This window comes from Bradyrhizobium sp. 134, assembly GCF_023074155.1.
Classification (GTDB): domain Bacteria; phylum Pseudomonadota; class Alphaproteobacteria; order Rhizobiales; family Xanthobacteraceae; genus Bradyrhizobium.
On the sequence record NZ_JADPKX010000006.1, the window covers coordinates 294518 to 309794 of the forward strand.

The following is a 15277-nucleotide window of genomic DNA, read 5'->3' on the forward strand; positions in this document are numbered from 1 at the left end:
TTCCCTGTCCTGAATTCTGTCTCTAAGAGACGTCATGCATGAACGCCAGCTTCCGTCTTGTGCGGACTGGGCGTTTGGTGGCCAGGCTCTACTTCGCCGGCGGGCTAGGCCAGGGCTTCTGTGGCCCGCGCAGGCTCTCAAAAGCCTTGGCCATGCCGAGCACGCCGATATCGTCGAAGCGGCGGCCGACGATCTGCACCCCGATGGGAAAACCCTTGGCGTCGAAGCCGCCGTTGATGGAGATCGCCGGGTTCTCCGACATATTCCACGGGACGGTATAGGCGATGTGCTCGAACGGCTTCATGGGATCGTTGGTCGGCGAGGCCCACTCCGCCGGATAGTTCACGTTCGGCGCGGTCGGCGAGATCACATAGTCGAGCTCGCAGAACAGCTTTGATGCCGCCGCGCGGATTGCCATGGTCTGGTTGAAACCACGGATGACGTCGACGCCCGAGAGCTTTGCGCCGGACTCGCCCCACTTGAAAATGTAGGGCAGCACCTTTGCCTGTTCGGCGGGCGTCAGCTTCGACAGATCATCCCACATCCGTGCGCGCCAAAAGTTGTCGAGGCCGTCGAGCATCTCGCGCGTGAGGATGCCGTCGACTTCGGTGACGACGGCCCCTGCGGATTCGAACGCTTTCGCCGCCTTCACAGCGACCTCGCGCACCGGTTTCTCCAGCGCCATGCCAACGCCGGGATCGAGCATCAATCCGATGCGGAGTTTGCGCGGGGATTTCTCCAGCCCCTTCCAGTTGAGGGGCTCCGCGGGCAGGCTCGTGCCGTCGCGCCGGTCGGGTTTCGCGATCGCGCTCATCATCAGCGCGCAATCGTCGACGGTGCGGGTCATGGGACCGGCAACGCGGCCGACATAGGCGGGATCGATCGGCACACGGCCAAAGCTCGGCTTCAGTCCGACGAGGCCGCACCAGCCGGCGGGCAGACGGACCGAGCCGCCGATATCAGTCCCGAGATGCAGCGGGCCATAGCCGGCCGCGGCCGCGGCGCCCGCGCCGGCGCTGGAGCCGCCTGGATTTTTGGAGAGGTCCCAGGGATTACGCGCCAGCGCGTGGAAAGAGGACAGCCCCGAGGACAGCATGCCGTAGTCGGGCATGGTGGTCTTGGCGAAGATGATCGCACCGGCTTCGCGCAGGCGCGCCGCGGGTGGTGCGTCCTTCTCCGCCGGCACGAGCTTGACGCTGGCCGCGCCCAGCGGCACCGGCACGCCTTTGGTTGCGATGTTGTCCTTCACAGTCACCGGCACGCCGTCGAGCGCTCCGGACGGCTCGCCCCCGGACCAGCGTGCGGTCGAGGCCTTCGCGGCCTCGCGCGCTCCGTCGGGATCGCATGCATAGAGCGCCTTGAGGTGCGGCTCCCACGCGGCGACGTGCGCGAGCACGTCTTCCAGCACCTCGCTCGGCGAGAACTGCTTGGCGCGATAGCCCGCGATCAGATCGACCGCGGAGAGATCGTGCAGCGAGGTGACTTCCTCTTCGACACCCTTTTTATGCATGGGCACCCACCGGCATCCGGGTCTCGATGATCCGGGCGAACATGCTGGCACCGATCGGCAGGATCTTGTCGTCGAGCACGAAGCCGGGATTGTGCACGGGCACCGAGCCGTCGTGGCCGACCCAGAAATAGGCGCCCGGAATGGTTTGCAGCATGTCGGCGAAATCCTCGCTGCCCATCTTCGGCTGGGCACGGGTGATCACGTTGGCGGGGTCGACGATGGTGCGCGCGACGTCTTCGACCACCTTGGACTGCTCGAGCTGGTTGACCAGCACATCGAACGTGTCGCGGATGTCGACGTCGATCACGCACTGATAGGCGCTCGCGATGCCAGCGCAGATCGTGCGAATGCGTTCGCTGATCAGGGTGCGGACTTCTTTCGAGAAAGTGCGGATGGTGCCACAAAGATGCGCCTCGCCGGGGATGACGTTGTACGCGGAACCGGCGTGAATCTGCGTGATCGAAACGACTGCGGCCTGCAGCGGCTCGACGTTGCGGCTGACGATGGTCTGGATCGCCTGCGCCAGCGTGGTCGCGATGATCACAGCGTCCTTGGAGCGTTCGGGCATCGCGCCATGCGCGCCATAGCCAGTGATGCGGAGATCGAAGAAGTCGGCGCTGGCCATCGCGGGGCCGGGCAGGATCGCGATCTCGCCATGGTTCAGGTCGGGCGCGTTGTGCAGGCCGTAGAGCTCGTCGCAGGGAAACTTCTCGAACAGCCCGTCCTTGATCATCGCGCGGGCGCCGCCGAGGCCTTCCTCTGCCGGCTGGAAGATCAGGTGCACTGTGCCGTCGAAGTTCTTGGTTTCGGCGAGGTAGCGCGCGGTGCCGAGCAGCATGGTGGTGTGGCCGTCATGGCCACAGCCGTGGAAGCGGCCCGGGATTTTCGAACTCCATTTCAGATTGGTGTTCTCCTCCATCGGCAGCGCGTCCATGTCGGCGCGAAGCCCGATCCGCTTGCCGCTCGAACCCTTGCCCTTGATGACGCCGATCACGCCGGTGCCGCCGAGACCGCGATGCACCTCGATGCCCCAGCTCTTCAGCTTGTCGGCAACGATGCCGGAGGTGCGCACTTCCTCGAAGCCGATTTCCGGATGGGCGTGGAGGTCGCGCCTGATGGCTGTGAGTTCGTCGGCATAGCCGTCGATGCGGTCGATCGTGGGCATGTGTTCTGTCCAGTTAGCGTGAGGAGGGAGTGAAAACCGGGCCGTTCGGCTTGATGCGGATGCCCGGCCGCAGGCGCGTCCACGGCAGCGTAGCCGTGTCAGCGGGCATCGCGCCGGGGGCAGCGCAGATCATCAGCTTTTCCGCGATCGGCTCGAAGTCGGCGCGGAAGTGCACCGAGCTCTTGTTGACCAAAATCTTCTGTTCGGTCGGCTCGATGCCGACATAGCGGTACATGGCCTGGTCGGCGAGCTGCGCCTTGTGTGAGCTCACGACGATTCGGACGTCGCCGATGCGAAGGCAGGCGGACGGGCCCATCTCCATCTCGCGGCCGCCATAGTAGGGCCCGGGCGCGATGAAGCGGCCGTCGGAAAGTTTTTCGACGACGAAGGTCTCACGATAGGGCTCGTCGCCGGGAATGCCCGACTTGCCGCCGAGCGACAGCGTCACGGTGGCGCCGACGCCGGCTTCATGCGCGGCTTTCGCCGATGCCGGATCGTAGATCGCGCCCGTCGCAGCACTCGCCTTGTTGCGTACCAGCGCGCGTAGCATGCCGGTGGTGTCGGAATCGCCGCCGGCGCCGGGATTGTCCTGGGTGTCGGCGATGATGATCGGCTTGCTCGCGCTCTTGGAAAGCTCCATGGCGTGGCGGACGCCGTCATCGGGCGACCAGATCTTGCCGTCGAAATCGTCCTCGTGGCTTTCGATCAGCTTGACGATCGCATCGGCCGCGCGGTCGGCATCGGCTTGGGTCTTGCCATAGGCAAACACGCTCGGCCCGCAATCGCGGAAATCGGCGGCGGGGAAGCCGGGCGCGAAGGACAGCGTCGGAACCGCGTCGCTCTCCAGCGCGGCAAGCTTTTCGTAGATGCCCTTGGTCGGCTGGTCGTTGGTGCACTGCCAGCTGATCGGAATCAGGAACGGCAATTGCCGGAAGGCCTTTGCGAAACGCTGCCTGGTGTTCAGGAGGAGCGCGAGATGTTTGGCCGAGGCGCGTCCGGTCTCGGCCATGTCGACATGGGGATAGGTGCGGTAGGCGATCAGCGCGTCCGCATGCTCCATCATCTCGGGCGTGACGTTGGCGTGCAGGTCGAGGCTCGCGACCAGCGGAATGTCCTTGCCGATGACGCGGCGCACGCGGGCCAGAATCTCGCCTTCGCCATCGTCGAGATGTTCCGTGACCATCGCGCCGTGCAGATCGAGATAGACGGCGTCGATCGGGCCGGCGGCTGCGATGCCGTCGACCATCGTCTTGACGATACGCTCGAAGGCGTCCCTGGTGACATGCGCCGAGGGGCTGGCGCCGCAAGCGATGGTCGGGATGAGTTCCCAGCCGAGGGCCTCGGCGCTGTCGACGAAACCGGCGAGGCCGACATTGATGCGGCGCATCACCTTCAGCACGTCAGGTCCTTGCGTCATCGCCGGCCAGCCGCCGCCGTGCTGGAAGTCCGCGAACGTCGCCTTCGTCGGAGCGAAGGTGTTGGTCTCGTGCAGGAAGCCGCCGACGGCGATACGTGTCATCAACTCAAGTCCAGCAATTGAAAGTGCGCGACGTTAGCCCTGTGCTTGCGGCGAGAGCAAGCCGGGAAGCAATCGCGCCATGCATGGCGTCAAGCCGTTTTGGGAATGCTTGTCGCAACCGCCGTCATTGCGAACGCGGCGAAGCAATCCAGGTTGTCCCCGCGGAGGGATTCTGGATTGCTTCGCTGCGCTCGCAATGACGAGGAGAGAGACTAGGCGCTGGCCGCCACACCCTCCGACACCGGCCGGAAGTTCGCAAAATCCCAGCCGCGGCCCGGCGCTGCCTCGAGCAGGGCTCTGGTGTACGCCTCCTTCGGATGCGTCAGCACTTCAGCGGCCGGGCCCTGCTCGACGACGCGGCCGTGCTGCATCACCACGACCTCGTCGCAGATCTGCGCTGCGACGCGCAGATCGTGAGTGATGAACAGGATGGCGATGCCGAGCCGCTGCTGGATCTCGTCGAACAGTTCTAGCACCTGCGCCTGCACGGAGACGTCGAGGGCGGAGACCGCCTCGTCCGCGACCAGCACGTCGGGATCGAGCGCGAGCGCGCGGGCGATCGCAATGCGCTGACGCTGGCCGCCGGAGAACTGGTGCGGATAGCGCGCGACCGCATCGGCGGGCAGGCCGACCAGCTCGAGCAATTCGCGGGCGCGCTTCATTGCGTCGGTATGCGACGCGCCGTAATTGATCGGGCCTTCCGCGATGCTTTCGCCGACGGTGACGCGCGGGTTGAGCGAGCGGTAAGGGTCCTGGAATACGATCTGGATCTTCTTGCGATGCGGCTGCAACAGCCGCCGCGAGATGTCCGAGATCTCGCGGCCGGAGAGGCGCACGCCGCCGGAGGTCGGGTCGATCAGGCGAACGATGCAGCGCGCTACGGTCGATTTGCCTGAGCCGCTCTCGCCGACGATGCCGAGCGTGCGGCCCTTGCGCAGCGTCAGCGTGACCTTGTCGGCGGCGACGACTTCGCGGCCTTTACCGAAGAACGCGCGCTCGCGATAGACCTTGCCGAGCTCGTTGGCCTCCAGCACCACCGGTTCCTTGGTCTCGGGCCGTGCCGCGCGCGGCACCAGGCTCGGGACCGCCGAGAGCAGGTTGCGGGTGTACTCCATGGTCGGATTGCGCAGGATGGAATCCAGCGTTCCGGTCTCGACCAGTCGGCCCTGCCGCATCACCGCGACGCGGTCGGCGATTTCGGCGACCACGCCCATGTCGTGGGTAATGAAGAGCACGGCGGTGCCGTGATCGCGCTGGAGGTCGCGGATCAGTGTCAAAATCTGCTTCTGCGTCGTGACGTCGAGCGCGGTGGTCGGCTCGTCGGCGATGAGAAGCTTCGGTTCGAGCACGAGCGCCATCGCGATCATGATGCGCTGGCGTTGACCGCCGGAGAGTCGGTGAGGGTAGGAGGCAAAGATGCGCTCGACCTGGGGCAGGCGCACCTGCTCCATCATGTCGAGGATGCGCTTCTTGCGCGCCTTCGCATCGAGTTTGGTGTGCGCGCGGAGAACCTCGTCGATCTGGCGACCGACCGGCATCACCGGATTGAGTGCCGTCATCGGCTCCTGGAAGATCATCGCCATCCGCGTCGCGCGGAGCTGCCGCAGGTGGCGGTCGGTCGCGGTGAGAATCTCCTCGCCGACCAGCTTGACGCTGCCGCCGGTCGGAATCAGCGTGCCCTTCGGCAGCAGACCCATCGTGGTCAGCGAGGTCACGGACTTGCCCGAGCCGCTTTCGCCGACGAGGCACAGCGTCTCGCGCTCATGCACCTGGATCGAGATGCCCTCGATGATGTTTGCAGCATTCGGCTTCTTGCCGACGGAGACGACGAGGTTGTTGATGTCGAGGATCGGGCTGGTCATCACTTGATCGGTCATCATTTGCCTTCCCGCTGCTTCATGCGCGGATCGAGTGCGTCGCGGGCGGCGTCGCCGATCAAATTGATGCTGAGGATGGCGATCGAGAGCAGCAGGCCCGGCCAGAAGATCAGCGTCGGCTTGAGCTGGAAGTACTGACGGCCCTCGGCCATGATGTTGCCCCAGGTCGGCGTTTCCGGCGAGATGCCGGCGCCGAGGAAGGAGAGGATGGCCTCGGTGAGGATCGCGGAGGCGCAGACGTAACTGCCCTGCACGATCAGCGGTGCGATCGTGTTCGGCATCAAATGCCGCCACATGATCTTTGGCAGGGATGTGCCGACCGAGATCGCCGCTTCAACATAGGGTTCTTCGCGCGCCGATAGCACGACCGAGCGCACCAGGCGTGCCACGCGCGGAACTTCGGGAATCGTGATCGCGATCAGCACGGTCCAGAGGCTGGCGCCGGACAGCGACACCACGGCGATTGCCAGCAGGATGCTCGGCATTGCCATCAGGCCGTCCATGATCCGCATCATGACGGAATCGACCAGCTTGAAGAAGCCGGAGACGAGGCCGATCGCCAACCCAATGACGATCGACATGATCGCCGAGCCGATGCCGATCAGAAGCGAAATGCGTCCGCCATACATGACGCGCGACAGCAGGTCGCGGCCATAGGCGTCGGTGCCGAGCAGGAATTGCGCCGAAGAGGGCTTCAGCCGCTGCGAGGGCGCAAGCTGGATCGGATCATACGGCGCGATCAACGGTGCCAGGATCGAGATCAGCACGACCAACGTCAGGCAGATGGTCGCCGCCGCGATGATCGGCGTCGAGGTCAGGAATCCGAAGCGCGGCCGCAGCGGCGACGTGATCGGGATGGAGGACTGGGGAAGGGTATCGACAGACATTATTGTTGTTATCCTTAGCCCTAGTACCGGATCCGGGGATCGAGCAGCGTGTAGGCGACGTCGATCAGGAGATTGACGACGACATAGATCAACGACGTCAGCAGGATCATCGCCTGGATCACCGGATAGTCGCGCGCCAGCACCGCATCCACCGTGAGGCGGCCGATGCCGGGGATGTTAAACACGCTTTCGGTGACGACGACCCCGGAGATCAAAAGCGCAAAGCCGGTCCCGATCACGGTGATCACGGGCACGGCGGCGTTGCGCAGCGCATGGCGCATCATCACGGCGACTTCGTTGATGCCTTTTGCGCGCGCGGTGCGGACGTAGTCCTCGCCGAGCACGTCGAGCATCGCCGCGCGCGTCATGCGCGCGATCAACGCGATGTAGATGAAGGACAGTGCGCAGGTGGGCAGGATGATGCGCTCGAAGAACGGCCCAAAACCGTTCGAGATGCTGCGGAAGCCCTGCACCGGCACCCAGCGCAGGTCGATCGCGAAGACCTCGATCAGGATGTAGCCGACCACGAACACCGGCACCGAGAAGCCGAGCACGGACAGGCCCATCACGAAGCGGTCGATCCAGGTGCCGTGCTTCCAGGCCGCGATCACGCCCAGGGGAACAGCGACGATGACGGCAAGGATGATGGTCGACAGCGCAATCGAGATCGACGGCTCGACCCGCTGGCCGATCATCTTCATCACCGGAAGGTTGGAGATGAGTGAAGTTCCGAGATCGCCATGCAGCAGCTTGTTCAGCCAGGTGATAAACTGCACGATCAGCGGCTCGTTGAGGCCGAGCGAGGTGCGGATCCGCTCGAGCCGCTCCGGCGTGGCGTTGTCGCCGGCAAGAATCGCGGCGGGATCGCCCGGGGTGAGGCGGAGCAGGAGGAAGACGAACAGCGCCACCACGCCCATCACGGGCACGGCGGCGAGAATTCGGCGAAGGAGATATCCGAGCAAGTTGGATCCCGTCAGATTAGAGTCAAATCAGAGACAGCGGCTGGAGCCTGGGGTTCTGCCACCAGCCTAACATTTCAGCAATTCCCATGCCATCCGGCCCACCGTTTTTGCAGTGCGGTCAACTTGTTTCGGTGATCTGGCCCGGTTTTGGCGATGTGGCTCGCGCCGTTACTCCAGAGTCGCGAGCAGCCCCGCCATCAGCCGGCCGCGTTCGACCAGACTTTCAACCTCGATATACTCTTCGAGCGTGTGGCCGTTGCCGCCACGCACGCCCAGGCCGTCGAGAGTCGGGATGCCCAATGCGCCAGTGAAATTGCCGTCGGAGCCGCCGCCGGCGCTCGCATGCGGCAGTTCTGCGCCGAGCGACTTGGCGATCCCGCGCGCCTTTTCATACAGGGTCATGGTGCCGGCATCGGGCTCCCAGACCGGACGTGTCACGCCGCGCGTCACCTTGAAGGTGACGTCATTGGTTGTACCGGAGAGCGCCAGCATCCTCTCGACGCCGCGATCGAGGTCGGCCTGGCGCTTGGCCATCGAGAGCGCTTCGCCGGTGGCGGTCGTGGCAACGCAATTGACCCATTGACCCCCGTGCACGACTCCGACGGAGAACGTGCAGTCTTCGCCCGTCATCGCGTCGATGGCGAGGATTTGCCGCGCCATCTCGCGGATAGCCGAGCGGCCCGCCGACAAGGTCGCGCCCGCGTGGCTCGGTCGCCCGGTCGCCTCGAGATTGAACCGCGCGATCGCGTAACGTCCGGTGGTGACGCCGTTGTCGGCGCGGCCGGGCTCGGGCACCAGCACATATTTGTTGCGCGCGGCTTCCGCCTCGATGATATCGCGCGTCGAGGGTGTGCCGACTTCCTCGTCGGGAGTGAACAGCACGGTGATCGGCAGCGGCGTCGTGAACGAGGCGCGGGCCAGTTGGCGGATCGCTTCCAGCGAAAGATAATTGCCGCCCTTCATGTCGTAGATGCCGGGTCCGTAGCACTTGCTGCCCTCGCGCCGCCATTTCAGCTTCTCGATGGTGCCGGTGGGGTGGACGGTATCCACGTGTCCGGCAATCAAGATGCCGGGCTCGCCTTGCTTCGGATGCGGAAAGCGGGCGCGGATCACGCCGCCAAAGCCCTGGCGACCGGCGATGCGCTCGATCGTCGCACCCATGATCGCCATCTCCCGCGCTGCGATATCGAGCATGCGGTTCACGGCGCTCGCGTCCCAGGTCGGGCTTTCGCATTCCACCCAGCCGCGCAGGCCCTGGAGCATCGCTTCGGAATCGAAGGGAAGATTGGCTGGATTCATCTCAATGTCTCTCGAAAGTCTCTTGGGCTTCGGAACATGGAACGCGCATTGCATCGGCGCGGGGCAGGACAGGCGGAGAGCGTTGTAGAGCCAAACCGATCGTTGTGGAGCCCGTGCGCGCGCCGCTTGGGCTTGCAGCGAAACCGGATTGACGCGCTCGGCACTGTCTGCAACTCTCGAAAAGATAAAGGCATTGCATGAGGTTAGTTCGCCTAAAGAACGAACCGGATGCTCAATCAATAACCTGCCTTTGAACAGTTTCACGTCAGGAGAACTTTTTATGTTTAAGTTGATGCGCCGGGGGCCTCGCGCGTTCGCCTCCAAACTTGCGCTGTCGGTCGTCGCGCTTTCGACCGCACTGGCCTCGCCGGTGCTTGCGGCCGGCAAGACCATCACCGCGGTGATGCATTCGGATCTGCGCATCATCGATCCGATCTTCACCACCGCCTACATCACGCGCGATCATGGCTACATGATCTACGACACGCTCTTGGCGCCCGATTCGAACTTCAAGATCCAGCCGCAGATGGCGGACTGGAAGATCTCCGACGACAAGCTCACCTACACGTTCACGCTGCGCGACGGCCTGAAGTGGCATGACGGTGCGCCGGTGACGGCGGAGGACTGCGTTGCCTCGCTCAAGCGCTGGGCCGCGGTCGACGGCATGGGCCAGAAACTGCTCGACTTCACCGCGAGCATCGAGGCGACCGATGCCAAGACCATCACGCTGAAGCTGAAGGAGCCCTATGGCCTCGTGCTCGACTCGATCGGCAAGCCGTCCTCCCGCGTTGCCTTCATGATGCCGAAGCGCCTGGCCGAGACGCCGCCGGACAAGCAGATCCCCGAGCAGATCGGCTCGGGTCCTTTTAAGTTCGTGCAATCGGAATTCCAGCCAGGCGTGAAGGCGGTCTACGTCAAGAACACCGATTACGTGCCGCGCAAGGAGCCTTCGAGCTGGACCTCCGGCGGCAAGGTGGTGAAGGTCGACCGAGTCGAGTGGATCACCATGCCGGACTCGCAGACCGCGGTGAACGCGTTGCAGTCGGGCGACATCGACTTCGTGGAAAATCTGCCTTACGACATGCTGCCGCTGCTGGAAGCGAACAAGGAGATCACGATCGAGGTCTCGAACACGTTCGGCTTCCAGACGCTCGGCCGGATGAACTTCCTTTATCCGCCGTTCGATAATGTCAAAGTGCGCCGTGCGGCCTTTCTGGCGATAAACCAGAAGGACGTTCTCGACGCGCTGGTCGGCAACGCCAAATATCAGAAGATCTGCGGCGCCTTCTTCGTGTGCGATACGCCATTCGCGACCGAGGTCGGTGGCGAGACCCTGGTGAAGGGCAACGGCATGGCAGAAGCCAAAAAGGCGCTCGCCGAGTCCGGCTATGACGGCACCCCGATCGTGATCATGGCCCCCGGCGATGTCACGACGCTGAAGGCGCAGCCGATCGTTGCGGCTCAGTTGCTGCGCGAGGCCGGCTTCAAGGTCGACCTGCAAGCGACCGATTGGCAGACGGTGGTGAGCCGCCGCGCCAGCCAGAAGCCTCCGAAGGAGGGCGGCTGGAACATGTTCTTCACCAACTGGGTCGCGGCCGACGTTTCCAACCCGATCGCCAATCTCTCGATCGGCGGCCAAGGCAAGAAGGGCTGGTTCGGCTGGGCCGAGAACGCCAAGATCGAAAAGCTCAAGGACGACTTCGTTCGCGCCGCCTCGCTCGACGATCAGAAGAAGATCGCCGCTGACATCCAGAAGGAAGCCTATGAGCAGGTGATTTACATCCCGCTGGGGCAGTATCTCCTGCCGAGCGGCTGGCGTAAATCGCTGACCGGCGTGCTCGACGGTCCCGCGACCCCGCTGTTCTGGAACGTCGACAAGTCGGAGTAGGGCGAAGACTCTTCCTTTCGTCCGGATCATCATGCGGCGCCGCTGTCACCAGCGGCGCCGTTGTCGTTTGTCGATCTTAGTCGTTTGTCGACCTTGCGCCGGCTGAGAAGGCGGACGTTTTCAATCTTTTCCAGTTTCCAATCATTGCTATTTGTTTCCGTCCTGAACTAGATGTGCCGTCTTTGCGCATCACCTTCCTTCCTCCATTTGATTCCAGTGCCGATCGATTTTGCATTCCAAGCGATGGCCGAACGGTCCGATCGCGCGCCGGCGCGATGGCGCCGCCCATTCCTGCGTTGGCTCGATGGCGTCGAGACGGGCTGGGCCGTGCCGCTTCTCATCGCCTGCTTCGTCGCGATCTGGACACTCTATCTGGCGGTCGCCTATGCCGGCGGCGGTCTGCACCCCGATACGCTGGAGGCCTGGACGCTGGGGCGGCATTTCGCGTGGGGCTACCCCAAGCATCCGCCATTGACCGGCTGGGTTGCCGCGAGCTGGAGCGCCATCTTTCCGCTCAGCGAGTGGTCGCTGCAATTGATGGCGATGACCAATGCCGGGCTTGCGCTGGTCTTTGTCGACCGGATCGCGCGGCAATTCGTGACGGGGCACAAGCGCGTCCTGGTGCTGTTGCTCCTGATACTGACGCCGGCCTATCAATTCCATGCCCAGCGCTTCAATGCCAATGCGGTGCTGCTAGCCGTCTGGCCGCTGGCGACGTGGTGCTTCCTGCGCGCATTCGAGACCCGCTCGGCGTCGTGGGCGATCGCCGTGGGCGTCACGACGGCGCTGGCCATGGCCGGCAAATATTATTCGATCTTCCTTGCCGCGAGCTTCACGTTTGCCGCGCTGGCGCATCCGGCGCGACGCGCCTATTTCACGTCCGCCTCGCCCTGGATCTCGGTCGTCGTCGGGCTTGCGTCGCTGTCACCGCATGTTCATTGGCTCGCCACGACGGGGGCACCGACCTTCACCTACGCGCTGAACCATGCCAACGGCACTGCGGTGAGCTCGCTCGGTGAGGCCAGGAACTTCCTTCTGGGGCTGTTGGCGGCCATCAGTGTGTCAGCCGTCAGCTGGATGCTGATCGCTGGCACGCGGCTGAAGCAGTTTCCGGACGATTTCGCGGCGATGAATCCGGGCCTGCGGCTCCTCTTTTACGTTGCCGTCGGCACGATCGCGCTGCCGGTCCTGGTCTCGCTCGCGATAGGCACCGATCTGCCGTCGCTCTGGGCTTTGCAGGGATTGTTTCTGTTCGCCATTCTCGTGGTCTGCGGCACAAATTATCCGATCGAGCGCTTTTACACCGTCAACCTCACCTTGATCGTGGCCGGCGTTGCGCTCACGGCCGTCCTCGTCGCCGCGCCGATCCATGCCGTCTACCGCAACGATCACGGTTACGAGGAGGGGCGCAATTTCTATGCGGAGGCGGCCAGCGAATTGACACGCGAGTGGCGCGAACTGACAGGCGAGCCGCTCGCCGCCGTCAGCGGCGACGATGCGCTGGCCTTCGCGTTGGCCTTCTACAGCCCGGACCACCCGCACTACGTGCAGCCGTTCGAGGATCAATATCCCGGGGGCTTGCCGGGCAAGACGACGCTGGACCGCGGTTGGGCCGCGCTCTGCTTCCGCGATCAGGATGATTGCAGCCGGTGGATGGACGGGGTGGCCGGGCGTGCCGGGCACTTCGTCAAAAAAGAATTTATGGTCCAGGCGCAGCTATGGGGCCGGCCCGGTCTCACGCGGGAAGTGGTTGTGCTGATGGTGCCGCCCCGTGGAAGCGGCGCGGCACCCGAGGGCGTCGCGGACGATTTCAGCGCCAGCAGGCGCGCAACGGAATAGACTTCTTGCTCAACAGTGGCTGTCGCGGACCCGCTCGAGCCCTTCACTCGCGAATGGCACGGTGAAGGCGGTCGTTTCGGCGTTCGACGGCGTGCGTTCCGTTTTCGCCCGCTCCGCGGCGTCGTGGTCTTTACGGTGTTTCGGTTCCATTGAAGCGCCTTTTCAAATTGTTGCAGTACAACATCGTGAGCGCCGCGAAGTTCCTCACCCGATGGCGCGCTGATGGTGCTTGAACAGCCGTCCCCTCTCCACCACCAGCACGATCGCGAGCGCGGCGAGTGACGACACGAAGAAGCCGACCGAGAACGGCAGCAGCGTGCCGTCGAAGCTTTGTCCGATCGCCATGCCGACGGCGATGCCGATCAGCGTGGTGATCGAGCCGTAGAGCGAGGACGCCGTGCCGGCGATGTGGCCCTGCGGCTCCATGGCAAGTGCGGTGAAATTGGCGACCATCATGCCGAACGAGAACATCATCAGCGCCGAGAGCACCATGAACAGGGGAAGCGGCAACGCGCCGAGGCTTTCCGTCAGCAGCATCACACCCGCCACGGCGGTGTAGAGCGTCAGCGCGCCGTGCGAGATCACGCGCATGCCGAGAGTTCCGACGAATCTTGCGTTGAGGAAGCCGGCAATGGCGGTGCCGGCCGCGATCGCGGCGAAGGCGAGCGGAAAATAATGGCCGAGGTGATAGATGCCGACAAACACCTGCTGGGCCGAAAATACGTAAGCGAACAGCGCACCCATGACGCTGCCGGCGGCGAGCGCGTAGCCGAGAGTTTGGCGATGGGTCACGGTCTGCCAGTAGGCCGTGAGCACGTCGACCGGCGCGAGCGACCTGCGTTCGCTCTCAGGCAGGGTCTCCGGAAGCCGCAGCACCGACCATGCGAGCGCGAGCAGGCCATAGAGCATCAGCACGACGAAGATGCCGCGCCATTGCGTCACCAGCAGCACCGCCTGTCCAAACGAGGGGGCGATTACGGGGACGGCGATGAAGATCATCATCGCAAGCGACATCACGCTCGCCATGCGGCGGCCGACGTAACAGTCGCGCACGATCGAGGTCGCGATCACGCGCGTCGCCGAGGTGCCGAAGCCCTGCAGTGCGCGCGCCAGCAGCAGTGTCTCGAACGACGGCGCGGCAATCGCCAGCACGCTCGCCACTGCATAGACCGCCATCCCGCCGAGCAGCACCGGGCGGCGGCCGAAGCGATCCGACAGCGGTCCCATGACGAACTGGCCCGCGCCAAAGCCGATCAGGAAGGTCGACAGCACCAGCTGAAGATGATTGGCGACGGGGATGTTGAAGGCCGCCCCGATATTGGGCAGCGCCGGGAGCATCATGTCCATGGCAAGCGGATTCAGCGCCATGATCGACGCGATCACGATGACGAATTCGGGAAAACCCATGGGGCGGTGTCCCGAGGACACCCAATCGTCGGCATTGACGTCGGACAAGTAGCTCACCTCTGATTTGAGGCCCTTGTCTAACCCCGATGCTGCGATGCACAAGCGATGATTCGGGATGGCTGGCAGGCGGTGCAGGAGCAGACAGGAATTGATGAGGTATCAGCGCTCGCGGCAGCGGCGCTCGGTGGGATCATCCGCGCAGCTCTCGTGGTGCGGGCAGCCGGGGTCGAACCGGCACAGCGCTTGCGCGCCGAGGGATTTTAAGTCCCTTGCGTCTACCAATTCCGCCATGCCCGCTTGATCCAACGAGATCAATCACTTAAGTCCCTTGCCGGCGGTCTGGAATTGGCGTTTGCAGGCCGGAGGGGCGGTTCTTCCTTAGGCGAGCCGGCGGCACAAGGCAAAGCCTCAATCCGGACATGTGTTGTTGCTTTAGGCATTCTCAATCGACGGGGACTATTCATCCGACATGTCAGCTTTGATTCGATGTCTGCTTTGACCCAATATCGCCTGCGCACGTGCCGCGTGGCCGCCGCGCTGCTCGCGGCCGGCTTCGCGCAGTCCGGCTGCGCCGGCATGAGCGAGACGGTCGCTCCGGCGTTTGCCGATCCCGGCAAGTACGAATTGTACGATTGCAAGCAGCTCGAAGGCGAGCGCAAGTCGCTCGCTAGCCGCACCATGGAGTTGCAGAGGCTGATGGACAAGGCACAGACCGGCGCGGGCGGCGCCGTCGTGTCGGAGCTTGCCTATCGCAACGACTACGTCGCGGTCCGCGGGCGGGCGCAGATGGCCGAGGACGCTTGGCGCCGCAACAAGTGCCGGGAAACGCCGCCCGAAGAGAAGCCGGCCGCTGCGCCGGCGCCCGCAGCCAATCCTGGTCCGATCAAGCCTGGCCCGAAATCGACAAGAGCAGTGCGCTGAAAC

Annotated in this window: 11 protein-coding genes and 1 tRNA gene; 3 read left to right on the forward strand and 9 right to left on the reverse strand. The window is 64.1% G+C overall.

From position 1 onward, the window contains the following. Nucleotides 1-88: 88 nt before the first annotated feature. The 7 genes from IVA75_RS02220 to IVA75_RS02250 all read right to left on the reverse strand — a co-directional run bounded on the left by IVA75_RS02220 (nt 89) and on the right by IVA75_RS02250 (nt 9219). Nucleotides 89-1510, reverse strand: a complete 1422-nt coding sequence (locus IVA75_RS02220) for an amidase (RefSeq protein WP_247287175.1) — start codon at nt 1508-1510, stop codon at nt 89-91. Beyond that, nucleotides 1503-2675: a M20 aminoacylase family protein gene (locus IVA75_RS02225; RefSeq protein WP_247287174.1), complete on the reverse strand. Its 1173-nt coding sequence runs from the start codon at nt 2673-2675 to the stop codon at nt 1503-1505. Before IVA75_RS02225 ends, IVA75_RS02220 begins: the two co-directional genes overlap by 8 nt. A 13-nt stretch (nt 2676-2688) precedes the next feature. Beyond that, nucleotides 2689-4194 carry a M81 family metallopeptidase gene (locus tag IVA75_RS02230; RefSeq protein ID WP_247287173.1) on the reverse strand — a complete coding sequence of 502 codons (1506 nt, stop codon included), beginning with the start codon at nt 4192-4194 and terminating at the stop codon, nt 2689-2691. 212 nt (nt 4195-4406) lie between these two features. Continuing rightward, entirely contained in the window at nt 4407-6056 is a 1650-nt protein-coding gene (locus IVA75_RS02235) for an ABC transporter ATP-binding protein (RefSeq protein WP_247287444.1), read from the reverse strand. Between the two features lie 14 nt (nt 6057-6070). Then, nucleotides 6071-6958, reverse strand: coding sequence for an ABC transporter permease (locus IVA75_RS02240; protein ID WP_247287172.1), 888 nt, complete (start codon nt 6956-6958; stop codon nt 6071-6073). Between the two features lie 20 nt (nt 6959-6978). Further along, on the reverse strand, nt 6979-7920 hold the full coding sequence (locus IVA75_RS02245) for an ABC transporter permease (RefSeq protein ID WP_007602533.1): 942 nt from the start codon (nt 7918-7920) through the stop codon (nt 6979-6981). Between the two features lie 168 nt (nt 7921-8088). Next, nucleotides 8089-9219, reverse strand: a complete 1131-nt coding sequence (locus tag IVA75_RS02250) for a M20/M25/M40 family metallo-hydrolase (protein ID WP_247287171.1) — start codon at nt 9217-9219, stop codon at nt 8089-8091. A gap of 280 nt (nt 9220-9499) precedes the next feature. Here IVA75_RS02250 and IVA75_RS02255 point away from each other — a divergent pair, with 280 nt between their 5' ends. After that, nucleotides 9500-11107 (forward strand): ABC transporter substrate-binding protein, encoded by a 1608-nt coding sequence (locus IVA75_RS02255; RefSeq protein WP_027567769.1) that lies wholly within the window; start codon nt 9500-9502, stop codon nt 11105-11107. A 243-nt stretch (nt 11108-11350) separates the two neighbouring features. Continuing rightward, nucleotides 11351-12946, forward strand: a complete 1596-nt coding sequence (locus tag IVA75_RS02260) for a glycosyltransferase family 39 protein (protein ID WP_346658399.1) — start codon at nt 11351-11353, stop codon at nt 12944-12946. A 204-nt stretch (nt 12947-13150) separates the two neighbouring features. On the opposite strand, the gene IVA75_RS02265 is transcribed toward IVA75_RS02260, so the two are convergent. Together IVA75_RS02265 and IVA75_RS02270 are read right to left on the reverse strand one after the other, a co-directional pair. Beyond that, nucleotides 13151-14401, reverse strand: coding sequence for a multidrug effflux MFS transporter (locus IVA75_RS02265; protein ID WP_247287168.1), 1251 nt, complete (start codon nt 14399-14401; stop codon nt 13151-13153). A 160-nt stretch (nt 14402-14561) separates the two neighbouring features. Then, nucleotides 14562-14650: transfer RNA gene (locus tag IVA75_RS02270), tRNA-Leu, on the reverse strand. A 189-nt stretch (nt 14651-14839) separates the two neighbouring features. Between IVA75_RS02270 and IVA75_RS02275 the strand changes: the two genes are divergently transcribed. Beyond that, on the forward strand, nt 14840-15274 hold the full coding sequence (locus IVA75_RS02275; protein ID WP_247287166.1) for a twin-arginine translocation pathway signal: 435 nt from the start codon (nt 14840-14842) through the stop codon (nt 15272-15274). The last annotated feature ends 3 nt before the right edge of the window (nt 15275-15277 follow it).